This window comes from Paenibacillus sp. L3-i20 (assembly GCF_022180385.2).
In the GTDB taxonomy this organism is placed as follows: domain Bacteria; phylum Bacillota; class Bacilli; order Paenibacillales; family Paenibacillaceae; genus Pristimantibacillus.
In genome coordinates this window covers 2,631,846-2,656,617 of record NZ_BQME02000001.1, presented here as the reverse complement: position 1 = coordinate 2,656,617, position 24,772 = coordinate 2,631,846, and the positions used below count along the sequence as shown (strand labels likewise).

The following is a 24,772-nucleotide window of genomic DNA, read 5'->3' as shown; positions in this document are numbered from 1 at the left end:
TGCACAGGTGCGCAAACAACCTTAGGCACATGAGCTAACTCCATCGGAACTTATACAGTAAATGCTTAGAAAATGTGACCAATATAATTGGACATCAAAAAGCCCGGACATTTTTCACGTCCGGGCGAAGCTTTAGACTTAAGTCTTATGAACCTAAGCTTTATAAGTACTAACGAGAATTTTAGCTTGGCTCTTATCGTTAGTTAGGGCATTGAATCCCTCTTCAACGATATCGTCCAAGGCAATTTTTTTAGTAATAATTGATTTAACGTCCAGTTTCCCAGAAGCTATCATAGCGATAACTTCTTTATATACATTTCGGTAACCGATCGTTGCCATTAGGTTCGCTTCTTTGAGTGTAAGTTGCATAATATCGACTTTGATTGGCTGCGGAATAATGGACTCAATGACTACCTGTCCAGTTTTGGCAATGGAAGCGAGTGCATTATTCACGGTCACTTCTGCCCCAGCACATTCAAAAGCGATATCGACACCGCCACCAGTTTCAGCTTGAATTCTTTCTACAAGGTTTACTTCCTCAGCCGCGTTAATTATAGTGGTAGCACCGATCTCAAGAGCTTTATGCAAGCGCTCATTCGATACATCCACCGCATAAATATGAGAAGCCCCAGCTGCTTTTGCGCATTGGATGGTCAGGAGACCGATCGGACCAACTCCGTATACAGCTACCGTGCTTCCTACTTTCATCTGACTGAGCTTAACAGCATGGAAGGCAACAGCAGTCGGTTCGATGACCGCAGCTTCTTCAAGCGTAATGTTGTCTGGCAACTTATGAACCATATGCGGATCAACGAGAGTGTACTCTGTGAAACCACCATTCGAATGCAAACCAACGAATCCCATTTGGTCACAAAGATTAGGCATCCCTTTCAGGCAGGAATTGCAATTGCCGCAACGGATAACTGGCTCAATTGTTACCCGATCTCCAACTGAAAATCCGACAACCCCTTCGCCAATTTCGTGAATAAAGCCTGCGAACTCATGACCGAGGATCAGAGGGGCCATCTCTCCAGTTACAGGATGAGGTTCGTCTACTTGAACGACCGGAGCTCCGTGGTACGCATGCAAGTCGCTTCCGCAAATGCCTGTCCATGCAACCTTGACCTTTATTTTCCCAGGCTTAATAATTGGTTCTTCACTATTCTCAACACGAATATCGTGCTTACCATACCATACCGCAGCTTTCAATATAAACGACTCCTCTGCAGGGATTATATTACATAACAATTTTAACATGTTCACTTTTTTCAGTATAATTAAAGCTATTGAACTTACTTAAGTAGAACTGAAGGTGACTTTCGTGAATTTGGAACAATTGCATCATATCGTTGAGACAGCAAGACTTAAATCATTAGCTAGAGCTGCCGAGTCGCTCCATATTTCGCAGTCGGGTCTCAGTCAATCGATTACTGCTTTCGAGAAAGATATCGGATATCCAATCTTTAAACGCTCCCGTCTTGGCGCCGAGGTCACGCCTCCAGGTAGCAGAATCATCCATCTCGCTTCTGAGATTTTGGAGTTATTTGAAGAAATGAAAAGTGAAGCACAGAATCATATACAGATGCTCAACCGTAAAATCTCCTTAGCAGGAATCCCCGGCGTGATGGGAGCTTTCATCCAGTTGGCAGCACATTTGAAGCAACATTACCCAGAAATGACAATTGAAATTTCCGAGTTAGGAACCTTGGACAGTATTAAGGAGATCGAGGAAGATCGCTTAGATGCCGCCTTCATTGCTATGAATCACAGTTTACTCGTTTCCTTGGCTCCCTATTCCTTTCAACCGATTTCAGAGGGAAAAATGATTATAGGCGTCGGAAAAATTTCTTCACTTGCTACGTACTCCTCCATTTCTCCTGAAGAGCTGAAAAAACAGGACTTCGTGCTGTACAACGATGATTTTGTACACTGGTTTATCGAAGATTTCGAAAGACAATACGGGAAAGTAAACGTTCTGTTCTCTTCGAATAATGCGGATGCAGTAAGCCGTGCGGTGATCGAAATGACCGCTGTTACTGTGGGGCATGAATATACATTCTATGAGCATCCGCTCGTTCAGCAAGGAGAGATATTACCACTTGTGCTGGACAATTTCCAACAGAGTCCAGTTGCATTTGGGTGGCTAATCGGGAGGAAAAAGCGTTCTCCGTTGCTTGAGGAATGTTTGGATTTTTTCGATCAAATTCGTGACAACGACGGTAGTTAGGCATCAAAGTAATACAGAAACAGTACTAAATTAACGAAGTTTCAAGAACAGAAAAATACATCGCCGGACAAGTGTCTCATACGGCGATGTATTGAGATCAAAGAAAACTCATGGCTTCAATAAGTTCTTCCCCTTCTATTTATCCGAGCAATGTGCACTTAGCACAATTTACAATTGTTAATAGTTCTCACTTATTATTCTTATATGGGGTAGGTATTCATATATTAGTCTCTTTTGATAATGCCTCAAGTCAAACCTTTATAAGGTTTCTCAATTTTACCTAGAGGGACTGTGATGAACCTGTTTCTATCTTCTTTTTGCTGATCATTGACTATGATCGATTCCAAAAAATCCAATAAATTGTTTACATTTTACAATGCACAAATTACAATATATCAAATCAATAACCGATAAGGAGCTAATATTGTTCTGAACTAAGCATATTGCTACCGAGGGGAGATCGAATTTCTATGAATATAGCCGTCAAGTTGATGCAAAAATTCAAAGACAGCGATAACCAAAATAATCTGAAAGTCTATCAGGACAAAGCCGAGATCATTAGGAAACGGAATTTGGAAGCATGGGACGATCAAGAACTTCAAGCGGAATCTCTCCGACTGCAAAAAGAAGCAAAATCAGGTACGCCTGTGGACGAGCTGCTTATCGATGCTTTTGCGTTAGTCTGCGAGGCAGCGAAGAGAACACTCGGATTACAGCCTTACGATGTCCAGATCATGGCCGCCATCGCTCTACACGAAAGAAATTTGATCGAGCAACATACCGGTGAAGGAAAAACGCTTTCTGCTGTTATGCCTGCTTATCTAAATGCTCTTACCGGAGAAGGTGTTCATGTTCTGACTTTTAACGATTATTTGGCGAATCGAGATGCCGATTGGATGGGCCCGATCTATCGCTTCCTCGGTTTAACCGTAAACGCAGTTCAAGCAGGCATGAGCTTGTCCGAGAAACGGGAAGCATACGCCGCGGATATAACCTATGTTACAGCCAAAGAGGCGGGCTTCGATTATTTGCGCGACACGATTGTTCTAGAAGAAGTCGATACCGTGCATCGTCCATTCCACTACGTCATCGTTGACGAAGCGGATTCACTGCTTCTCGACGAAGCAAGGGTTCCGCTAGTCATCGCTGGCGAGCCGGGCTCTTCCGGTAGCGACGACAACGACGGCATTCCTTTCGCAGAAGTGGCTCGGCAGCTCGCGCAAGTAGATTATTACGAATTCGACGAGTTCCAGCGGAACGTTTACTTGAATGAAGTGGGCTCTGCGAAAGCGGAATCGTTGCTGGGATGCGGCAATTTGTACGATAGCCATAATAGTCATTTGTTAATGTCGTTAAATTGCGCGCTTCATGCGGAATTGTTATTGAAAAAAGACGTCGATTACATCGTCCGTGACGGTAATATCGAGCTGATCGACGAATATACCGGCCGTGTGGCTGAGAATAGGCATTTGCCGGATAGGCTGCAAGCCGCGCTTGCGGACAAAGAAGGGCTTCAGCCCTTAGCCGGCGGGAAAATTCTCGGTACGATCACCCTTCAACACTTCCTTAGCCTATATCCGAAGATTTGTGGAATGACGGCTACTGCGCATGCTTCCGCAATGGAATTCGAAGAAATTTATAGCCTGCTAGTCGTGCAAATTCCGCCAAACCGACCAAACATACGGCTTGACCATCCGCACCGGATTTATTCCCATAAAGAAGCCAAGCTTAAGGCGCTTGTACAAGAAATCTCATCCGTCCATGCGACAGGACGTCCGATTCTTATTGGTACGTCAAGCGTCGAGGAATCTGACATGCTGGCGGATGCGCTAGCGGTTGCTGACGTACCTTGCTATGTTCTGAATGCGAAAAACGACGCAAAAGAAGCTGAGATCATTGCCAAAGCGGGAGAAATCGGCGCTGTGACGGTGTCTACGAATATGGCGGGACGAGGCGTCGACATTCGGCTCGGCGGCGGCAAACCTACCCAAGCAGAAGTTGTTGCCAAGCTGGGCGGGTTGTACGTGATTGGAACACATGTGAACGAATGCGTGCGGATCGACAACCAACTACGCGGGCGTTCTGGCCGCCAAGGCGACCCGGGAGCTTCCGTGTTTTTCGTAAGCTTGGAGGACGAGGTTATCCTTCAGTTCGGCAGCGATAAAGCGATTCGAAAACTTAGACAGGATGAGGCTCTCGAAGAGTCAGTGCTTCGCAGTAAAATCGCGCATATTCAGCGCGTTATTATGGGCCAAAACTTCGATATCCGTCGGGAACTGAACAGTTATTCGGATATGGTGGAGGATCAGCGGCGAATTCTACATGAAGAGCGGCTCAGAATTTTGAAAGGCGAAGAGCCAATGAGCCCTTCGGAGCAGCGGGTACGGCTTTTTTATATCGACGAGTTCTGGGCTGACCATCTGGCGTACGTTTCTTACATTCGCGAAGGCATCCACCTGGAGGGCCTTGCTAGCCGCAATCCGATCGATGAATTTCATACACAAATCACCCAAGCATATGAGCAAATTCCGGCTAATATAGATAATAAGTCCGCGAATATGCTCGAAAAGCTCGCAGGTTCGAATGATCCGGCGATGTGGGAAAAGTTCGGTCTGAAGAGCCCTACTTCCACTCGGACTTATATTATCAATGATCAATTTATCCAGAACAAGCGCAGCTCATGGACCGCAGGGACGATATTCGCTTATTGGGGTCGCAAGATTTTGAGGCCGTTATTCGGGTGGGAAAAATTTTGATGTAGCGTAGCTTTTTCAAAGATAATCGCGTTGCCCCCACTGCAACAGTAACACGCAAACGATTAACTTCCACTGTAATCACCATAATCACCATTTTGTAGAATCCGTGTTGACTTCAGCGATGCTGAGCACAACACAAAGAAGTACATCGCCACTTGAGCGATGTACTTCAAACCGCAACCTGTATTCCCGTTTAAGGCTTCTCTTCGTCCCCACCGCAATCGGGTTTTCCTCTTTGCTAATCCAATCGCTCCAGCTATCGCATTCTTCCAGAAAGTACTTTGCCCTATCTAAACACCCGCACCTTTTTCTTGATGATATACAAATACTTTATTTTTTCCTGAGTTTTTAGCTTTGAATAATTTTTTATCGGCATAATTAATCGTTTGCTCTAACGTATATTTGTTTGTATTTAGGTTGGCTCCCCCTATACTTACGGTAACAGGAATAGGTATCCCTAGAGCTGATATTATAACTGCGTTCTCCACATTTTTTCGGATATTCTCTGCTTTTTGAATACATTGCTCCAACGTTTCATCGGGAATTCCCACCATAAATTCTTCCCCGCCATATCTGCCTATCCTATCCTTTTCTCCTATACTAGCTTGAATCAGATCGGCCACATGCTCTAGCACCCTGTCACCTTCCTGGTGACCGTAAACATCATTTGTTTTCTTGAAATTATCCACATCAATCATCAAGATACATAGCTTTCTGATTGTATTCTTGCTTTCTTGAAGTTGCTCGTACATGTTGATTGTTTCTTTAAATAACTCTTTTCTATTAAAAACTTTGGTTAACACATCATATTTAGAAGCATATTCAACTTCCTTATATAATCTAGCATTCTCTAACCCAATCGCTAAATAATTTGATAAGGTCTTTAATGTACTTAAGTCTTTTAAGTTAAAAAAATCTTTCTTATATGCTTGAGTACTTAGTACCCCTATTACCTTATCTTTCAAAATAATAGGTACAAATATAAGAGAATAAGGTATTGTCTCTATTACGTACTCCCTTTTCAATCTTATCTTCTCTAAGTATTCTTTGAAATTTTCAAAGTAACTGCTGTATTCCTTTTCAATATCCTTAACAACGATTTCCTGCTTGTGCTTGACACAATATGACCAAAAGCTGTCTTCTAAAATTGACATAGGGCCTTTGACCACACGTTGTCCCTTCTCGATAGCTAATTCACTGTAAAGAATCCCTTCCGCTTCGTCATAAATACCTATTTGAACAATATCTGCTTGGATCAAATTCTGTATTTCTTTGGCGACAATATTAAAGATACTTTCCTTGTCCAAGTTTGACAAAATATTTTGACCCACACCATTTAATGCTTCAGTTTGATTAAAGAGAAACTTGTAAATTTTCCCCTCTTCCTCTTCTATTTTTCGATTCAGCATTTCCATACTCTCAGCACTTCGAATAGTCTGCATTTGTTTTTCTAATTCCATATGTTTTTCTAAATACGCGTAGGCTTGTTCATAATTTCCCAGTCCTTTAAATCCTTTGCTCATATTTAAATACACTTTATTTAAATTCCTTATAGAATTGGCCTTGTCTATCTCCTCTTCTACTTGTTGCAGCTTATCAACCGTCTCTTTAAATCGACCTTGTACCAAATCTAGCTCCGCCCAGTATAATAGTGCATCTTGAAGAAACAGTTGCGCTCCTACTACTTTCGCCATTTCTACACTTTTGACAAAGTATTCTTCTGCTGTAACGTAGCACCCTTTAGTCGCATAAATATGTGCCATTTCTTTTAACACATTGGGCACCATTTTGGGAGTATATTCTTCTGCTAACTCTAAAGCCTTCGTTATATACACGATCGCCTGATCTGGATCGCCCAGATGGTTGCAACATTCAGCTTGATTAATGTAACAAACCACTTTAAAAGACATACTATAAACACGAGGTGTACTTACGATCTGATCTAATAGCTCTTTTGCATTTTCATACTCATCGATTTCCATATAGAGTGCTGCAAGATTCATTTTGATTTGAGTTATTCGCTCGTAGTTACCCACTTTTTCTGCTAGTTCTATACCCTCCATACCAAGTTCAATAGCTTTGGAAGTTTTTTGTTGTACCGAATAACCGCTTACAAAAGCACCGATAGTCGCCAATTGGCCATCTATATTGTTATTTTCTTTAAAAATATGATAAGCCTCTTCAAAAAGAGTGATCGCCGTTTTAAAGTCTGTCAAATCATAATATAACCAACCTTTATTATAAAGAATCCATGGGTACGCACAGGTTAACATATTATTTTCTCTTACAAATGTAATAGCTTCCTCGTAGGCTTCTAATGCAACTTTAGACTCCGTATCTTTTATTTTTCCACATATTTTAATAATGTAATTTTCATCATCTTTCAACTTGCCCAGTTCTTTGTTTAACTCCTCCAGCGCCAGCGACATTTCATCTTCACCTAATTTCTCAATTATATTTATCTTGAACCCTTATATAATCTCAATAAGCGACTTTACCCACTTGGAGCAGCGAGGAGGTGCAAATAAAAAGATGGCATTACATATCATTAATAGACATTTTGAATGTTATGAAATAATCAAAAATCATGTAATCCGGTTATCGAACTTTTTTATGAATGAAAAATGGACTAGTTCACTATATTATAATGAATAATTAGGAAGTGGTGTAGTGTTTTGCCTGTAGGAGAGAGCATTATTTTCGTTGAGCATCATTAGCGCGCTAGAATCCAATCCTGTAAATCCTTTTAACTATATCCCCACCCACCACTTATAAGCAATCTAGGACGACTCCACCAAAAATTTGCTTCACTTGTAAAACGGTTCCCATATCACTCTAAGGACGAACTAAAAAAGGCATCCGATTCTGATGCCCTTCATCTATTTGCTATTTCACTATCGATCACACAGCAACCAACGTGTGTAAAGTGATTCGAGATCCTCCTAATCCCCTTTTATAGGGAACCTTAGAACAGTTTTCATTTTATTGATTTTTATCATATTCATTAATCAATTCGACTAAATATTTATAATTCCCCTCTGTAATTCCAAAAGTATTTGTCGGATTTTTTTGATAAAATTCTTCTGTAAATTTTATCGTATCATCGGATACTTGATTTGCCCCAAGAATGTTCTCCTTCCAATATTGAATACATTTAATTGTTTTCTTTTCTTTTAAAGACAATTTATGCTCCAAGCAAAAATTCAAGTCTTTAATAAAATCATTCCAACCTTTTATATTGAAGATAAAATTTGTATCTTTTTTCCGTGCCAAGTTTTCAATCTGTAATTTTGATATTCTAGTATCATTTGTTATTTGTGAAAAAAACGGAAGAATATAAGGGGTTATATTCTGTTTTTCGCTAACCTGCTCTTCAAGACTGGACAATCGCATTAAACGTAATTGTAAATCTGTAATTGCAGTCTCAATCCTCCGTTTTTCTTCTTTAATAAAAAGCCGAATATCAAAATCATTATTATTTACATATTGATTAATGTTATTTAAACTCATCCCCATATTTTTAAGCGAAATGATTACAAAAATTTTTGAAAAAGAATTTGAATCATAAAATCGATGACCATACTCATTGGTATACGCTGGGGTGAGTAGGTTTATTTCATCATAGTATTGTAATGTTCGTACACTTACACCAGTCAATTCAGAAAGCTCTTTGATTTTTATATATTGTTCCATAGTTATACACTATATTCTATCTTTTTTTCTGATATTACATTTGCCAAATGACTATACATATTTGCAACATTATCCCAATTCATTTGTTCTAACTCCTTTGATAGATATACCAATTCATAAGCACTTTTAGAAATTAATTTTTCATCAGCAAATGGTAAGGGTTGCATCAAAAGCCCCCTTGAAGAATTTTCCCCTGCCATTATAAATTGACTTGGAAGCTGTTCGCTTTGTACTGTAAAATGAGAAAATAGCATAACGACACTATCCATATATGCCTCAACTGTCCCTGTGTGTAATCCTGTTTCCCAATTCCCTGTTGTTATTGACACGATAGATTTATTGTCAAATAAATCTGCTACAGTCCCATCAAATTCATTAAGTTTATCTTTATACTCAATACTAAATATTGAATCTGTGATTTGACAAAAAACAGAGACTCCTTGAGAAAGACGAAAAGAAAAACTTATTTTTGCATTGAAATCATTTATGGCAGATAATAGCGTACAATTTGTAATGATCTACTCCAAAAACTTGCGCATACAGTAAGTCCCTGTAAATTCACTTAATGCTTTTTCTGAAATCTGATGTGTATCAGCAATAACCATTCTAAAGTCTTTGTTTGCTGAAAGCATTTTTATAATATTATTCATTGCTATCACCTCTTAAATCAATTTTACTGTATCACGTAACGTGATACACAAGTGCTTTTTGATTTTAAGAAATGTTTTTCTTTTCAAATAGAAATAATATTTTATACTTATCCCCACAGCTTCTATTTGGTTATGTTACAATCTTCTAAATTAACCAGAAGCTCTACTCTATGCTTTACCAGTATGCGCGATACGCATCAGCGTATGACTCTGAAAGCGAAAAATCTAAAGAGCTTGCCTATCATTGGGCTCAACTATTCTTTGTCAAAATAATCATCTGACAACTTTAATTCTTTTAAACAATCAATAAACTTTTCCCTTAAATTAAGATTACTTTTGTATTCCGGCCATACAGCCTTATAATATGGCAATAATTTTTCGTGAGGGATAACGTCCCAATAAAGAATCGAGTTTTTTACAACCTCCTTATCGCCTCCCATTAGCATCTGTTTAATGATTGCCCAACTTTCTAGTTTGTCATTGCAATTGCGTGTGGCATAAATTGCAGCTGATTGTATACTCGAATCGGAGTGGCACAAAAAGCGCGAGAAGTTTTGGATTGTAATCGTGCCGGAATATTCCAAAACGTACCCCGCATAACGTAACGTTTCTGGATCATTCACCCTGTCGAGACTTTGCACTATTACTTTTATAAAATCCGATGAATCAACAGTTTTGCTGTAAGAGTTCACAATCATTAAAGCTTGCAATAAATCTTCATTTCTATTCGAGTGCAACAGCTCCAAAAGATAGTTTCTTCCCGCGTCAACAGAAGTTTTACAAATTAACCGAATAGCTTTGATGCGCTCTTTTTGGTCTTGATCTGCAACGCTCTTCAAAAAATTAATGCTTGGCTGGGAAATTTTCTTAAACTTGAACATTCCATCAAGCGCTTTTGATTTAATTTCTTCATTTGGGGCATTTTGATAAACCTCTATTAACTCATTTTCGTTGCCTGGCATTCTGCTGCCAAACCAAGAGATGTCATAATCCAAAATGATTTCATCCAGCCAGCGCTCATACCAATCCAAAAAGTTGTTATCATAGACAAAGAAAAAGGGATGATTAGAATAAAAAGCTGAAGTGTAAACGATTTTCCCCTTGTGTTCCCCTTCAAGTACAAGATACATATCGTATTCGCAACCCTGTGTACCAATGCACAACAAGCCGCTCATCACCATATTGCGGGCGGCATCATATTCTGAGTCGGGTATATCTTCATCACTGATCAGAGGTTCAATCAGATGGTTCCATTCCTCTTTTGGCATACTGGGGTACAGAACGCATTTTGCCGCAAGTGCGTCATCACTATCAGTATAGGATGTAGCCTTTTCAATTGAATAAATCCCGTAATACGGCCCAGCTCCTCCATTTCCGATTTCTGTTAAAAACTGCGTATAAGGCTCCGGAAGTGTGACCTGATTTTTTTCTTGCCATTCAGTAAGTTCTTTCGCTCTAAGTTTTTCATTAACCTTGTATTTGTGAGAAGATGCTCCAAACACGGAGAATGCCGTATCTTTACGCAATGCCTTTTCGAGTTTGCTTTTGATTCGATCAAGTTGCATTTCTTTCCTCCTAAACATTACTTGCTCCTCCCCTCGTTGATTATTGCCGAGCTCTCTTCGTTTGCTGATCCAGCAATCTTAGCAGATACGGAAATCGGTACTCACCGGTACATACTCTGTATGTGCTCGGTAGCAAGTTCTAACTCCATACCGACAGAAGTTATATAAAAAGGTCGAATGCCGATTAAAAGTTATTGCTAAAAATACACATACCAAATTAATATTTAGCATCCCCTACTCATTGCTTACGTGGAAAAGCTTTGACGAGAAACTAAGAGACTTCTACCATTTTTAAATCAAATTCAATAATAATGTCATCAATCGGTGTTACTTTTATCTCTATCCAGTATTTTTAGATCTTTAACCAGCATCAGACTTAAGCGTACTAAAATCCAAATTCTTTAGTCGTTCTGTTTCTATAAATATCATCAATTTGTCGCCGTCATGCCAGCACCATTCAAGATCATCATCGGAATCAAGTGTTAACAGAGAAATCCACCCTGCTCCAGGCGATGGATCATATGCTAGTGAACAATGAGAAGGGTAACCTAGAAGGTACTCTGAGCTTTTATGTAAAGAAACTCGAATTTCAGAGTATATATCACTCTGTTCTTCCTCGAAAGGCCAATCCTTCACCTGATATTCGTCATAAGGAATATCAATCGTCGGAAAAAACTCAATCACAGTAGTCTTTCCAATATCAGATTGGGGCGGCGATATAGTCACTAGATTCATAGGCTCACGAATATATATAGCATGAATATATCCGTCCTCAAAAGCCTCCAGAAAACTGTCACCATCTGAATTAACATCTGCTACAAAAAGAGATAGGAGTCCTTTTGATGGCAGACCTGCTTCAATGCATGCACTTTCTGCAAAATTGATTTGGCCAAGAAATCGATAAGGTTTCATCTCATATGTCGGCCATTCGCTACCAACTGGTAAATCAGGTGCTCCACCAAAACGACTGCAGCCCATTCGCACTACAGCATCGTTATTCTTAAGTATATCAATTGCTGGTCTCACAACTTGGCGTAGATACTCTTTATGGTTTGCAATATCTGACTGTTCAATCATCTCTAAAAAACGGTTGCTATTCATTTTTACCCCCTACGAATACTCCTACCTTTTTACTAAACTGATACGCTACTTCTTAAATCAAGATTCAAAGCGTGGGTATTCAGTCTCTTTTCACCTCGATCAATTCGTCTTTCCTACTGGGATGTCCCCTGATTATCTGCTTTTCTTTGTTGATATAGGCGTAGCATGATGAATCCTGCAATAAGACAAAGACTTCCAATCCCAGGAAACAGGCTGACAATCCGTATATTCTTTCCCCAATAATAATAACTATTGTGATAGTAAGTAAAATTCATAGCATGTAGTATCACATAGACAATCGAGATCGAACCAGCAATGATATTTCCAGTTACTATTTTATTTATTGCAATCAATACCACAGAGACTAGTATCACCAAGAGCCATGGGATATGCCATATCAAATCAAAGATAATTTCAATGACATCGAAGCCATATCCCACAACGATCATGTTGAACATATAAATAATAAACCCCATTCCCAGAACCGATAAAACAGAAATAAATATAATCTTTTCTAGTTTGTGTGACATCTTTTTCAACCCTTCAAACGATAGTTATATATTACCTTACACAGCATTATATATTTATTAGTTAACATTATGAAAGGGTGGAAACCAATTTATGAAAATGAAAAAAACACTTCTATGATCATTTCTTCCCGAACTATCCGCTTTAACGGCATATACGTTGGTGTCAACAGATTTTATGGAAATGACACCACACCGAACCGTCCGATTTTAATACGAACACACTCTTGTATTTATATCTGATGTCAAAATTGGCGACGAGTGAAGTTACGTTATCCAAACCTTCGATAGGTGATTGGACATACAAAGGACTCTTTCTATGAATAGCGCTAGCTTGGTCATCCCAATGTCACACGGTCCCGTCATTTTTTAGCGCAATGTATTTCAACATATATTTATAGTCAATGCTATCGTTTCTTTTAACCACCATTTGCTTTACATTTTGCAATTCTGGAATTTGTACTAGATTGGCTGTATAGTACTTCATCAGCTTCAATGTTCGCTTTAGATTAGCCGTGTTTGATGTCTTTCCTCGGCTATCAGGAACGATCCTGCAAGACCTATAATCAGCTAGAAAACACCTAAACAACACCCGCAACGACGTAAGGCTGCTACGCAAGGGACGACTAAATAGCATCAGTCTCTCTCCGGAGCAGCCTTCATCACACGCCATAACTACAACCCAATTTTTTCGCCTTACTTATGATATGGTTCACCGCTACTGATCATCAACCGCCATTAATAAGTTATGTAGTAAGTATACAAGTCCCTATCGAGCGTTGGAACACCAATGTTAATAACAGATGTAATTTCATTGACTCTCTACGGTTTCCACAAAAATTTGTTGGCTCCATGTTGATTCCGCTCAAACACACATAGAGCGTTGACTTCGAGCACAAAAAATACACCGCCCAAGATACTTGACTCTTGTGACGATGTATTCACACTTTAAATACTGTTATATACCTTTTAGCACTTACTCTTCACCTATAGCAACCGGATTCTCCTCATAGCTAATCCAATCACTCCAGCTGTAGTGTTACTTGTGATACGGTTCAGCGTAATGGATGTAAGGAAGATTATTCATTAAATTGCAATAGTGAATCTCTACGTAAAAAAGATGACTCTGACACAATTTCAAGTCATCTCATAGCAGCTAGAACACTATTTTTTCTTTTTTATCCGTTATACTAAGTGTTTTTCGCTAATTGATTGTCTTTACTTTATCTATTTAAAAAGTCTCTACGCAATTTTTAAATAATTTCAACTAATTTGTATGTAAGAACTTATCATTAATAATTTTATAGATTGCCTTTAACTCCTCTTTCAACTTGTTATTAAATTCTGTTTGGTCCTCGCCTAACATTTTTTTCGTAGAGCTTTCTATTATATAATCTTCCAAAATCTGACATCTATGTTTTAGTTTATTGTAAAAAAGTTCATCATTATATAAATAATACAGTGAATCCTGTCGCATTTTATTTAATTCATTCCTTATCTTATCATCTCCGGTAAGCTTACCTTCAAAGGTAATATGTATATATTTTCTTGCATTTGGTATTTCATATATTAAATATTTCATATATATTTCATTAAAATATACTGATTTTAAATTCATCTTGTTAATACCAATTGCTGTATTATATTGAATTATTGCAACAACAATCGATATAATAATTGCAACTATAGATACAAGAATTGCTGCAATTTCCAAGTTGCATACCTCCCACAATATTTAGAGTAAATTCTGTATTATTATTTTCTTCAAGTCGGGGATAGATGAAATTATTGTCACTTTATCTTCAATACCTTGTATGCCAATATTTTTAACAAAGTCCTCAAAAAAGCCTTGAATAAAAGATGATGCAATTGTATCAATCCTGTCAGGAATTGTAATAAAAATATCACCTCCATAGATGATTTTATCTTTTACTTGAACTTTAAACACTTGCTTTCCCAACGGGTTTCCTGCAAGCTTTGTTATCATTTTATCAAATTCTAATACAACATTATTCATGTTATCACTCCTCTTTTTTCATAATAAAATTAAAATTGTAAGCAGTCCCTGGTATGTTTATTGTACTTTTCCCTGTAACTCCTTTTTCAGGAATACTAGTTAAGAAATCATTTACTTCATTGAATCCAATCCACTTTTCTTCATTATATGATAAGTAGTCACTTTCAAAAAGAATCATTCTGTTACCAGTTATTACATAACAAAGATATGCATCAGAATAATCTTCAAGATTGCTTATTAATTTCGTTAAGCCGGTTCCACCCGTATGCTCGTTACTTAACCGCCCCGAGATTTTATGTTGAAATGACGCTATATTAAAAAAATCTTCTTCCAAGTAGTCTTCGTTAAATTTTAATTTGTGTACACTATATGCTTCTAATAATTTTTTATGCCGCTCGTTCAATAACTCTCTTTGTTTTAATTTCTGCATTATCGAATGTCCAAGCAAATTTTCAGAAAAGTTTACTATGGTAATATTTACACCGTAGAAACTACCTTCTTCATCATTTTTTTCATATCCATCAGAAATATCTACATCAATGAGACAATCAGTTAAAGCATGCTCTAGAACATTACCAGCTAATTCTATTATTACCTCAGCTATATTTCCTCTATACTGTTTACTAACAGAAAACTTCTTTAGAAATGAGTCTACCTCAGACATTATTTTAGATAAAAATAAAGGATCGTTGTTTTCATTAACTGTTAATATTCTTCTATAGTGATTATTATATATTTCTCTCTTATGCTTGTGTATAAATTTTTTCAAACTACCTTTCTGTTTTTTACCTAATAATAGCAATGGAGATGATTTAATCCCTTCTGTATGTATTATATTATTTACATTAAATGTAACATAAACATTTCTTTTCCTGTATTCAATTATATAATTACAAATACATTCAAATAGTATATAAGTTAACTTATCTCTTATCTCTATATTTCCCAAGTTAAAATATATAGGTATTTTAAATGTTGGATATCTTTCTTCTACGGCATTAACAAATCGAATAATATCTTTTATCACACTTTCATCAAATTCTGATTTTTCAAATCTATACTCTATAATTTTATTAATAAGATCTAGCTTAATTCTCTTAGTTGAGGACTTACCATTTTTTTCAAAAAGAAAAGATTGATTTTTCATTTATTCACTCCGTTAAACTTTCTTTTTGATAGGTATATAAAAATATTTAACATCGATTAATATCATAGTGCATTAATTTTTTTATCATAAATGTATCGATTGGACTATACCTAGATCTATTAATCTTGTTTTATTTTGCATACAAGACACCTCCTTTACATTAGATTCAGTTTAGCGCGACTAATCTTCCACACATTAACATTCGTTTGACAATCATTGATTTAATTAACATCGCTTAGATTCTTCTATTACATGTATAAATCGGCAAAGTTATAATGGAGGAACCGTGCGCCAACACGACTCCGGGCAGCACAGTAAACCGTTTCAAAAGCGGTCTACCTCGGTAAAACAGTCAGAAATAGACCGTTACCTTGCAGGGGGTGGTCTATTTCTTTTGGTTAATCGCTGCGACGATGGCGACTACCAGCTTCAGCAACGCCACAGATTGTGCACCAAAGCCGATAATCAACGTCAAAGCGTCTTTAACTTCCATGGGCATCCCTCCCTTCCGAGAAAGGTAGCCGACCGTCCTTGCAAACCGTTCTACATGCTTCTCTAATTATAGCTTAATTTGTAAGAAGAGCGAGGGAATTTTGTTATGCTCTTCTTTTTAACTTGTTGATTTGCTGTTGATTAATCTTCGAGGTTTTTTACGCGTTGACTCAATTTGAAGATAATTAATGAGTGCAGAGAGTATCAGCTTTATTTATTGCCTGACATCGACAATCCAAGATGTATCGGAAGCATACGAGCAAACACTCAGTTCGGATAATTGATGAAAATATTTTCAACTAGCCAGTGTTGACTCCTTGTTGAATTCGAGACATAAAAAAATACATCGTCATGGAGCACAAGCACCATAGCGATGTATTCGTGATGTACATACATTATGCCTTACTCGACTATTCTCCGTCACCAGTTGAAACGGGGTTGTCAGAGTATGAAATCCAATCACTCCAGCTTCCCGCATACAACCGTACCTTCGTAAAGCCTGCTTCTTGCAAGGCGATAACGTTAGGCGTTGCCGTAACACCAGAGCCGCAATAAACAATTAGCTCATGCTCTTTATTCAAGTCAGAGAAGCGCTCTGTTTGCACACTTGCATCCTTCCAAGCGCCGTTCTCCGCTAGGCCGTCCTTCCAGAAACGGTTGATCGCACCGGGAATATGACCGGCTACACGATCGAGTGGCTCAACTTCGCCGCGATAGCGCGGAGCTTCGCGTGAATCGATCAACGTCACATGTTCAGCACCAAGCAGTTCACTTACTTCATCCATCTCAACCAACATCGAATGTTCGACGGTTGCTAGAAATGTAGCAGGGGTACGTTCCTTCTGTTCTGCCGAAACTGGGTTGCCCTCATTGACCCAAGCTGTGAATCCTTCATCCAATACGAATACTTTCTCATGGCCGAAATACTTGAGCAGCCACCACAACCTTGAAGCCATAGCGCCACCTTGATCATCGTAAGCAACGACGCATGATTCATTGCTAATTCCCGCACGGCTCAATACTACCGTTAAGTCAAAAATATCCGGCAATGGATGACGACCGCCATACTCGCCGACAGGTGCTGACAAATCCTTTTCCAAATCTAAGTACACAGCTCCAGGAATATGCGATGCCTCGTAAAGCTCACGACCGGCATCCGGCTTACCCATTAGAAACCTGCAATCAACGATTACGAGATCTGACTCATCTATATTGTCCGATAGCCATTTCAGAGAAACGATATTATTCACGTTATATTCCACCTTCTATCTTACTGGTTATCTGCCTATTATACGGAACTTTCCCGCATCACAAAAGACCACCACTAAGATTTATGCAAACTTTCGTCCCTTATGTCTATTGAATGCCCCTTCCCAAAGGGTCACCCCGCATGGCAAATCCATCCCGCCATAATTCCAGTCGAATAAAAACGAGTAATATTCGTAAAGCCGGAGTCTGCTAATAGCTGTATAATTTGATTTTCAGAGAGGAAAGAAAGCTGCTGAATCGCTTTGACTACCATTCCCTCCACTGTGGGAAAATCTCGACCGTTATCTAACCAGAAGCTTTTCCAAACGTTCATTCTATCTTGAAGTTCGGCATCCTCACGATCTCCATAAGCGCTAACAAGTACAAATGGAGCACCCGATTTCAAATTGTCTCTGATCGTTTTGAGCAGTCTCAACTTCTCTTCTACATCGTTTATGAAATGAAGCACCAAAATACAACTTGCAGCATCGAACTTTGAGTCTTGCAGCGGCAGATCATCGATCGTGCCTTCAATAAGTTTTACCCGGTCTTCCAAATTTAACTGAACCGTTTTGTGTTTCGATACTTTTAGCATCTCTGCATTAGGGTCGAATCCGGTGAACGACCATTTTGGATTCGACGGTCCCCATGCGGAAAGTTCTGCTCCAGAGCCAATGCCAGCTACTAGAATGGATGCCTCTTTGTCACCCAATTGCATTCGGTAATAAGATTGAACCATCGCAAATATCGCATCGTACGAAGGTAGTGAAATTCGAGCGTTTATATCGTAGGCATTCGCCATTTCGGAATTGTATGCATGTTCTTCAGTCATTGTTTACAGCCTCCATTAGATGAATTAATACTAGTTGTTTACGAGGGAGCTTCTATTCCAATCTTCCATCAGCAGTTCACTATTTATGCCTACACCTGCCACAGCGCCTAAAGAAGCAGCTTTAATGGCTTGATACATTTCCGTTGCTGCATCTCCTGCACAATAAACTCCCGGAACACTCGTTTTGCCAAACTGATCAACAACAACCGTTCCAGCTTCCGTCATCTCGCATCCTACTATTCTAGGAAGTTCTGAGCCTTCCGCCAGCTTCGGTGCGAAGAAAATCCCTGTGCATGGAATGATTGTGCCATCCTCCAGCTCAACATGCCGCACCATGCCATCGGTTGATTCAATCGTTCGAATCGGCGAATCATATATAGGAACGTTATGTTGTTGAAGTTCAGCTCTCTCTTCACTCGTCATCTCATCAGGTCCATCCGTACAAATGGTAAAATGTTTTGACCACCCTGTTATCGTCTTCGCTAAATGCAGCGCTTTAGTCCCTTTGACGATTAAAACTAGCGGTTGATCTCGCAATTCCCAGCCATCGCAATAAGGACATACAAAGGCGCTTTTGCCATATACATCCGCCAAGCCGTTAATTTCAAGCGGAAGATCCCTCTTTCCTACTGCAAAAAGTACCTTCTTACTCAAATAGACATTTCCTTGAGCAGTAGTTATTTGAAACTGTCCATCTGTACCTGCAACCTCCACAACAGAATCCGATACAAATTGGACGGATGGATAAGCTTCAATCTGTTCCTTTGCAATACGCCGAAACTCACCTGGAGCGATACCATCTCTCGTAAGGAAACCATGTGTCTCGCGAGTAACTCTGTTGCGTGGACGTCCTTCATCGATAACAACTACACTTTTTCTTGCCCTACCTAGCACAAGCGCCCCACTTAATCCAGATGGACCTCCACCAATAATGACGCAATCTTGAATCATTCTCATTCTCCCCTTCATAAATAATTTTATCATTACAGATATAAAGGATTCACTTTATCTATAATATAGCTGTAAAAAAGGACGGAACCTACTCCGTCTTAAATAACTTCACTAACTCCACTAATTTCTTACTCTCCAACTGCTGCTCCATTTGGCGTTCAGCATCTAGAACAACCTTTTGAATCAGACAATCTTCACCATGATCAAAACTACACTCGAACAACGATGCTGTTCCTTCGATAGCGTGGATGACATTTAGAAAAGAGATCTCTTCCTGCTTTTTCCTAAGGCGGTATCCACCGTTCGCTCCAGGAGCAGATTGAATCAATCCAGCCTTAACCAGCTTAGTCATTAGCTTAGACAGATAAGTCTGCGACACGCCTAACTTCTCAGCCAACACTTGCACGCCTACAGTCTTATCGGCCGAATAGGAAACGAGATAAAGCATCGCATGAAGCGCATAGTCGGTAGCTTGCGAATATTTCATTATGGACCTCCATTAAGGACTATATGAATCCATAATAGCTTTAATACTCCTGAAAAGCAAATGATCTTGGCGAAATAATTAGGATCATAGTATGACGTTGGTACGGGAACAAGCAAATAAGTAATGCAACATATGTTGTATCACGTCCATAAAAAATATATAGCCGAGCGAATCACCTCGTAATAATACGTAAATACAATAAGGAGGCGTGCTGTCACAGCCCGCCTCCTTCTATTTACAATTGCATCAGCAGTTGCTCAATCTGAAGCTGCCAGTCCTCAGGCTGTTCGGCGCGGCTGCGGTAATCGAGAGGTTCTACATTGCATAACAATATGATTGTATAACCACTGTCAACATAGCTGCACATTCTGGTTGCGTAACCGGGCCAGCCTCCGCTATGTCCCAACATTCGCCCATACACAGGTCGCCGCTCTGCGAACCAACCATCGATAACATGCCCCGAAAGGCTCCCTGTAGCTGTATCTTCTGAATCTCGCCACTCATCACGATTGGTTAGCCGTTTCCCGTCTTGCAAGTCCGAAAAGATTCCGCTCCGTATAGCTTGATCAAGACGCAGAAGATCCACGGCAGTAGAATGTACGGTGCCGTCTCCTTGAATGCCGTCTAGATAACGTACATACTGCAATTCAGGCAATTCATCGGGCAAACAGAGACGACCGTCTGCAAGTCGAATATAACCAAAAGCATAATTCTCTGTCGTAAGCTCAGGTTGCAGTCTCCTGTTAATAACCATCGAATCCATCATGCCTGCAGGTTCGAATACATTCTTTCGCATAAAGTCCGCGTAAGAAAGGCCAGACACTTCCTCAATAACTGAAGCGAGGCACATATAAGCAGTGTTGCTATATCTGAAACTGTTTCCCGGTGCAAAATACTGGGGCGGCTTATGTTCTGCAAGCAATCGCAGCGCATCTCGATTTGCCGCAATACGTGCATGATCCCAATAATCCTCGATCACCGCCATATAATTTGGTAGCCCGCAAGTATGTGTTAGCGCATGACGGACAGTTACTCCGGGATAAGGAAAGTCCGGCAGCCAGTTTGCCAGTGCGTCATTTTCCTTAAGCATGGACCTCTGCACCAGCAGTTTGATTCCCAGAGCTGTAAGCGGCTTCGTAACAGAAGCCAGTTCAAAGCGTGAGTTCAACGTTAAAGGCGTTTTCTTCTCATAACTCTCCCAGCCGTAACAACCGGAGAAACTGACTTCTCCTTGGTGTGCTACAAGCACATTTCCATCGAACATACCCCGCTCATACTTATGCTTAAATAGCTGTTCCAATTGAATGTTCGCAGATCGAATCGAATGAGCATTTTCCATTAGCTTAACTTCTCCTCTACAGCCTTAAGAATGGACATTCTACCGTAAGCAGTCCCGCCACCCATGATAAGTGGATCAACAGCATTAACAAATACACGGCCTTCTCTAGCAGCTTTCAGCCCTTTCCATATCGGACTATCCGTCAGCTCCTTCAGCACTTGCTCGTCCATATTGTTCTCATACAAATCGAATTGTACAAAGATATAATCTGGATCAGCATCGTACAGTCCTTCAAGTGAAATCACTGTCTGCTGCTTTGTTCCCTTAATAATGTCCGGAACTGTCAAGCCAATTTCGCCATACAACACATCGTTCAAAAATAGATCCTCAGGATAAATCATCATTTCCTTTCCACGTACCCGTATCGAGACGACATTCTGATCGCTCAATTGTGAAAGGCGGGAGGCAATTTCAATTTTATCCTTTTTGTAAGCAGCAATTAACTGCTTCGCTTTTTGTTGCTCACCGATTATTTCTCCTAATAATTCAAGGTTTTTTTCCCAATTTGGTCCGTGATGCGAGGTTGGAATTGTTATTGCGACCTTATTCAGCTTCTCAAGTACTGCCGTTGTTTCCATATCCGTACTAAGAATCAGATCGGGAGCCAGTTCAAGAACATACTCCATACTGTCAGCACTATCCGACAACAGAGGAATTGTTTTGGACGTCACCTTTCCAAAGAAACCAGGGAACGGCTCTTTTTCATCTCCAATTGCACTTGCAGCATAAGGCTCATACCCCATCAGAACAGCATCTTCCATTAACTCAAAAGCGCTCAAAAACAATATTCGTTTGGGCTCAGCAGGTATCGTATAGCTCTGACCAAGATAGTTGATCGTACGCACAGCATTATCCTCACTGCTCTGCTCCTTATCTGCGGCAATTGTATACGTTTGTTTCAAGGTGACCGACTCGTTTGCAGGCCCGCTGCCGCATCCCATCAGTAAACTAGTAAGCAAGATAACAGATAAACTACTACGTAAAGCTTTATCCAAATACATTTCCCCCCCATCTATATCTGAAATGATAATTATTATCAATTATAGATAAAAAAAAGTCTAAGGTACATGTACGAACAGCGGTCATTCCTATGGACAAATGTCGGATGACAGACGCTCCGACAGCTCAGTTATAATCATATCGAGAGACAGCGGAGCATAATCCCGCCATGGGAACGGATCAAGAGAATAGATACGACTGCTGCGGACAGCTTTTAGTTCATGCCAGGACTCGTCCTGTTGCAGCTCCCTCCAATAGCTCATCGTCTCATCATCCTGATATATGAACAACATTAGATAATCAGGGTCTATGTTGAGCAATTGCTCCATGCTTAACGGTATCTTTTTGTCGGAATCTATTGGTGTTGCAGGCTGCAATCCCAGCTCTCCAAATACAACCTCGGCCACTCCTCTGTCATAACACTGGTAAGCGACGTTACCTTCAACCAGCACAAACAGCAACTTCCGCGACTGCATCCGTTCCTGAAGCAGCACACTTGCCGATTCCAATCGAGATCGATAGCCTGTCATCCAGCGCTCCACTTCCACTTGAGCATCCAAACGTTCTGCAATCGAAGCAAACTGCTGCCGCCATGACTGGCTATTCCATTTCACCAAAAACAGTTCTGCTCCGATTCCTTTTAGACGCTTGATTTGCTCGTTGTTTAAATAATCTGGGTACAAGATCATATCAATCGGTTCGTTAAGCTGGGACAATAGTTTAATATTGGCGTCGATGACCTCAACCGATCGACCGATAGATAGTTTCACTGACACTTGATCCCCGATCTCCTGATGCAAATAAGATCGCCATATCGGATGTATAGGTGCAGCCATCGGTACATAATTTAGCGGCAGCAACAGCCCGATAAAAGAGCTGTCCAGCACGGCTATTTTGCGCTTTCTTCTTTGCATAAACACAGTCGGCGACACGCCGTTAACCTGCTTGAAGCGTCTGCTGAAATAAAATTCATCCCGGTATCCCGCCTCTCTTGCGATAGAATACAAGTTAGCACCGCCCCTAGCGAGCAATCTGCGTGCGGACTCCATTCGTATTTCGGTCAAATATTGCTTAGCGCTTATCCCATAATGACGGCGGAACAACTCCATATAATATTTAACGCTAACATCCATCTGAGCAGCCAAATCCGCTATTGTGACGCTGTCTCTATAATGTGAATGCAAATATTTCCGAGTCCGATCAAGCTGCTCTAGCAAGTCCGCAGTCGTGTTTAACGATGAAGTTAAAACGAGATGAAGCAATTGGTATAATGCCGCCTGTGCAAGCAGCCTGTCCTCCGATATCGGGCTACTCCATTCCCGCTGAATTCGCTTCGCCAGTTGCTGAATCTGATCCATTGTCGAAGGCCTCGTTTTTTCAGCTAGTTCCACGATACGATCTACAAACTCAAAAGACCCGTTCTCAAGCTCCGTCAACACATCAAACTCAAGCTGCAGCACAACCGACTCTGAATCGTTAATCAATATTTGCAGCGTCGTGTTGGCAGGACAATAATATACAGAGTCCCTTCTCATCTCCAGACGATTTTCACCTATATTCAACAAAGCCGTTCCCGATATAAGAAACAGCAGATGATGGCTACATGTCAGTTCATGTGTACTAGTGGACTGAAAGGTCATTCCCGTTGCATACCTTGTATTGCGCAGACCATACAGCCTGCGCTTCAAGGGAGTTTGCTGCATTCTTAAGCCTCCTTATAACATCTTGCATGTGCATCATTGTGATCTGCCATCAACGCCTGACAATACAGCCTTTAAGAAAACGATCCGTCAGCGTAATCGCCTGCTCCAATTCATTCGTTGTACCAGCAAAAGGATGACGAGCACCAAACGTATGGTCAGCTCCCTCGATAGTAACAAATTGATGATGAGGTGCCGCCGCTTGCAATCGATCATAACCAGACCGGATAAATTCAGAGTCCATGTCCCCTTGTATAAACAACATCGGGACGGCTGATGCTGCCGCTTGAGCTACAATATTATATTGTTCCTTGTGACTGTCCAAGTCTTCAAAAAACACAGCTTTAATCGGCATCTGCTGCTTCGTTCTTGCATTAGCTACATAGCCAATGCCATCCTTAAGCACCTGGGCTCGAAATGCTTCCCCGAATAAATTGCATTCCGCAATACCGTTCCAAGCCACCACTGCTTTAACCCTAGAAGATGCAGCAGCAAAAAGAACGCTATTTCCGCCACCTCTGCTATGACCAACAATGAACATTCGATCTATATCCATATAGGAAGAAAGGGGAAGACTCTCTTCCCGAATAGCATCTACAACAGCTTGAATATCCAATTGTTCTTTCGTATGAGTCGCTTCCCCGAACTTATCAAGCTCGTCAAAATCGATTTCATTCACGCCACTATGGGAGAAGTTAAATGTAATAACCGCATATCCAAGCTTCGCGAATTGCTCCGCCGCATACGGGAAAAACCCCCAGTCCTTAAACCCTTTAAATCCATGCAAAAGCAACAAAACTGGCTTTTTTGCTTCTGCCGATTCAGCCTCAACAACTCGGACTTCTCCTCTAATCCAACTATCCTTATCTCGTTCTATCTCGAATCTCTCCAACCTAACATTTTCTTCGATACTCAATTTCCCTGCCTCCTTCATTTGCTACAACATAATAGCTATTCAAGAAATATCCGTCCGTCACTTCTACATTTATTATAATGGAAATGATATGCAAATAAATAACCTGCCCTATATAAAAAAAGGAA

At 40.2% G+C, this 24,772-nt stretch carries 22 protein-coding genes; 2 read left to right on the top strand and 20 right to left on the bottom strand.

Features of this window, described 5'->3' with window-relative positions; translation table 11 throughout:
• Positions 1-153 precede the first annotated feature (153 nt).
• Positions 154-1,257: a 2,3-butanediol dehydrogenase gene (locus MFF31_RS12265; RefSeq protein ID WP_309296669.1), complete on the bottom strand. Its 1,104-nt coding sequence runs from the start codon at positions 1,255-1,257 to the stop codon at positions 154-156.
• 64 nt (positions 1,258-1,321) lie between these two features.
• Here MFF31_RS12265 and MFF31_RS12260 point away from each other — a divergent pair, with 64 nt between their 5' ends.
• Both MFF31_RS12260 and MFF31_RS12255 read left to right on the top strand, forming a co-directional pair.
• A complete protein-coding gene (locus MFF31_RS12260; RefSeq protein WP_238188257.1) occupies positions 1,322-2,227 on the top strand; it encodes a LysR family transcriptional regulator in 906 nt (301 codons plus the stop codon).
• Between the two features lie 470 nt (positions 2,228-2,697).
• The gene (locus MFF31_RS12255) at positions 2,698-4,983 is read left to right on the top strand and encodes a preprotein translocase subunit SecA (protein WP_238188256.1); all 2,286 of its coding nucleotides are present in this window, start codon (positions 2,698-2,700) and stop codon (positions 4,981-4,983) included.
• A gap of 290 nt (positions 4,984-5,273) precedes the next feature.
• Here the strand turns inward: MFF31_RS12255 and MFF31_RS12250 are convergent, their stop codons facing one another.
• From MFF31_RS12250 to MFF31_RS12165, 19 genes are all read right to left on the bottom strand, one after another.
• Positions 5,274-7,412, bottom strand: a complete 2,139-nt coding sequence (locus tag MFF31_RS12250) for a sensor domain-containing diguanylate cyclase (RefSeq protein ID WP_238188255.1) — start codon at positions 7,410-7,412, stop codon at positions 5,274-5,276.
• A 553-nt stretch (positions 7,413-7,965) separates the two neighbouring features.
• Positions 7,966-8,676 (bottom strand): MerR family transcriptional regulator, encoded by a 711-nt coding sequence (locus MFF31_RS12245; protein ID WP_238188254.1) that lies wholly within the window; start codon positions 8,674-8,676, stop codon positions 7,966-7,968.
• Positions 8,677-8,678: 2 nt separating this feature from the next.
• On the bottom strand, positions 8,679-9,074 hold the full coding sequence (locus MFF31_RS12240; protein WP_375541314.1) for an Hsp33 family molecular chaperone HslO: 396 nt from the start codon (positions 9,072-9,074) through the stop codon (positions 8,679-8,681).
• A 120-nt stretch (positions 9,075-9,194) separates the two neighbouring features.
• Positions 9,195-9,326, bottom strand: coding sequence for a hypothetical protein (locus MFF31_RS25215; RefSeq protein ID WP_282570452.1), 132 nt, complete (start codon positions 9,324-9,326; stop codon positions 9,195-9,197).
• Positions 9,327-9,580: 254 nt separating this feature from the next.
• A complete protein-coding gene (locus MFF31_RS12235; RefSeq protein WP_238188252.1) occupies positions 9,581-10,891 on the bottom strand; it encodes an SMI1/KNR4 family protein in 1,311 nt (436 codons plus the stop codon).
• Between the two features lie 360 nt (positions 10,892-11,251).
• A complete protein-coding gene (locus MFF31_RS12230; RefSeq protein ID WP_238188251.1) occupies positions 11,252-11,992 on the bottom strand; it encodes a YwqG family protein in 741 nt (246 codons plus the stop codon).
• Between the two features lie 113 nt (positions 11,993-12,105).
• On the bottom strand, positions 12,106-12,522 hold the full coding sequence (locus MFF31_RS12225; protein ID WP_238188250.1) for a hypothetical protein: 417 nt from the start codon (positions 12,520-12,522) through the stop codon (positions 12,106-12,108).
• Positions 12,523-13,786: 1,264 nt separating this feature from the next.
• Positions 13,787-14,233: a hypothetical protein gene (locus MFF31_RS12220; protein WP_238188249.1), complete on the bottom strand. Its 447-nt coding sequence runs from the start codon at positions 14,231-14,233 to the stop codon at positions 13,787-13,789.
• A gap of 21 nt (positions 14,234-14,254) precedes the next feature.
• A complete protein-coding gene (locus MFF31_RS12215) occupies positions 14,255-14,536 on the bottom strand; it encodes a hypothetical protein (RefSeq protein WP_238188248.1) in 282 nt (93 codons plus the stop codon).
• 4 nt (positions 14,537-14,540) lie between these two features.
• A complete protein-coding gene (locus tag MFF31_RS12210) occupies positions 14,541-15,683 on the bottom strand; it encodes a hypothetical protein (RefSeq protein WP_238188247.1) in 1,143 nt (380 codons plus the stop codon).
• 385 nt (positions 15,684-16,068) lie between these two features.
• Positions 16,069-16,176, bottom strand: coding sequence for a putative holin-like toxin (locus MFF31_RS12205; RefSeq protein WP_238188246.1), 108 nt, complete (start codon positions 16,174-16,176; stop codon positions 16,069-16,071).
• Between the two features lie 409 nt (positions 16,177-16,585).
• Positions 16,586-17,425, bottom strand: coding sequence for a sulfurtransferase (locus tag MFF31_RS12200; RefSeq protein ID WP_238188245.1), 840 nt, complete (start codon positions 17,423-17,425; stop codon positions 16,586-16,588).
• Positions 17,426-17,556: 131 nt separating this feature from the next.
• Entirely contained in the window at positions 17,557-18,255 is a 699-nt protein-coding gene (locus MFF31_RS12195) for a class I SAM-dependent methyltransferase (protein WP_238188244.1), read from the bottom strand.
• A 30-nt stretch (positions 18,256-18,285) separates the two neighbouring features.
• A complete protein-coding gene (locus tag MFF31_RS12190) occupies positions 18,286-19,239 on the bottom strand; it encodes an NAD(P)/FAD-dependent oxidoreductase (RefSeq protein ID WP_248565470.1) in 954 nt (317 codons plus the stop codon).
• Positions 19,240-19,294: 55 nt separating this feature from the next.
• Entirely contained in the window at positions 19,295-19,693 is a 399-nt protein-coding gene (locus MFF31_RS12185; protein ID WP_238188242.1) for an RrF2 family transcriptional regulator, read from the bottom strand.
• A 235-nt stretch (positions 19,694-19,928) separates the two neighbouring features.
• Positions 19,929-21,032, bottom strand: a complete 1,104-nt coding sequence (locus MFF31_RS12180; RefSeq protein WP_238188241.1) for a serine hydrolase domain-containing protein — start codon at positions 21,030-21,032, stop codon at positions 19,929-19,931.
• A complete protein-coding gene (locus MFF31_RS12175) occupies positions 21,032-22,027 on the bottom strand; it encodes an ABC transporter substrate-binding protein (protein ID WP_238188240.1) in 996 nt (331 codons plus the stop codon). Before MFF31_RS12175 ends, MFF31_RS12180 begins: the two co-directional genes overlap by 1 nt.
• A gap of 93 nt (positions 22,028-22,120) precedes the next feature.
• Positions 22,121-23,734: a helix-turn-helix domain-containing protein gene (locus tag MFF31_RS12170; protein ID WP_238188239.1), complete on the bottom strand. Its 1,614-nt coding sequence runs from the start codon at positions 23,732-23,734 to the stop codon at positions 22,121-22,123.
• A gap of 49 nt (positions 23,735-23,783) precedes the next feature.
• Complete coding sequence (locus MFF31_RS12165) at positions 23,784-24,647, bottom strand: alpha/beta hydrolase family protein (RefSeq protein ID WP_238188238.1); 864 nt, start codon at positions 24,645-24,647, stop codon at positions 23,784-23,786.
• Positions 24,648-24,772 lie beyond the last annotated feature (125 nt).

Bases quoted from the DNA above. Each gene is read 5' to 3' on its own strand.
- MFF31_RS12265 (WP_309296669.1), bottom strand. From the start codon at position 1,257: ATGTTAAAATTGTTATGTAATATAATCCCTGCAGAGGAGTCGTTTATA.
- MFF31_RS12255 (WP_238188256.1), top strand. From the start codon at position 2,698: ATGAATATAGCCGTCAAGTTGATGCAAAAATTCAAAGACAGCGATAAC.
- MFF31_RS12250 (WP_238188255.1), bottom strand. From the start codon at position 7,412: ATGTCGCTGGCGCTGGAGGAGTTAAACAAAGAACTGGGCAAGTTGAAA.
- MFF31_RS12245 (WP_238188254.1), bottom strand. From the start codon at position 8,676: ATGGAACAATATATAAAAATCAAAGAGCTTTCTGAATTGACTGGTGTA.
- MFF31_RS25215 (WP_282570452.1), bottom strand. From the start codon at position 9,326: ATGAATAATATTATAAAAATGCTTTCAGCAAACAAAGACTTTAGAATG.
- MFF31_RS12235 (WP_238188252.1), bottom strand. From the start codon at position 10,891: ATGCAACTTGATCGAATCAAAAGCAAACTCGAAAAGGCATTGCGTAAA.
- MFF31_RS12230 (WP_238188251.1), bottom strand. From the start codon at position 11,992: ATGAATAGCAACCGTTTTTTAGAGATGATTGAACAGTCAGATATTGCA.
- MFF31_RS12225 (WP_238188250.1), bottom strand. From the start codon at position 12,522: ATGTCACACAAACTAGAAAAGATTATATTTATTTCTGTTTTATCGGTT.
- MFF31_RS12215 (WP_238188248.1), bottom strand. From the start codon at position 14,536: ATGAATAATGTTGTATTAGAATTTGATAAAATGATAACAAAGCTTGCA.
- MFF31_RS12210 (WP_238188247.1), bottom strand. From the start codon at position 15,683: ATGAAAAATCAATCTTTTCTTTTTGAAAAAAATGGTAAGTCCTCAACT.
- MFF31_RS12205 (WP_238188246.1), bottom strand. From the start codon at position 16,176: ATGGAAGTTAAAGACGCTTTGACGTTGATTATCGGCTTTGGTGCACAA.
- MFF31_RS12195 (WP_238188244.1), bottom strand. From the start codon at position 18,255: ATGACTGAAGAACATGCATACAATTCCGAAATGGCGAATGCCTACGAT.
- MFF31_RS12190 (WP_248565470.1), bottom strand. From the start codon at position 19,239: ATGATAAAATTATTTATGAAGGGGAGAATGAGAATGATTCAAGATTGC.
- MFF31_RS12185 (WP_238188242.1), bottom strand. From the start codon at position 19,693: ATGAAATATTCGCAAGCTACCGACTATGCGCTTCATGCGATGCTTTAT.
- MFF31_RS12180 (WP_238188241.1), bottom strand. From the start codon at position 21,032: ATGGAAAATGCTCATTCGATTCGATCTGCGAACATTCAATTGGAACAG.
- MFF31_RS12170 (WP_238188239.1), bottom strand. From the start codon at position 23,734: ATGCAGCAAACTCCCTTGAAGCGCAGGCTGTATGGTCTGCGCAATACA.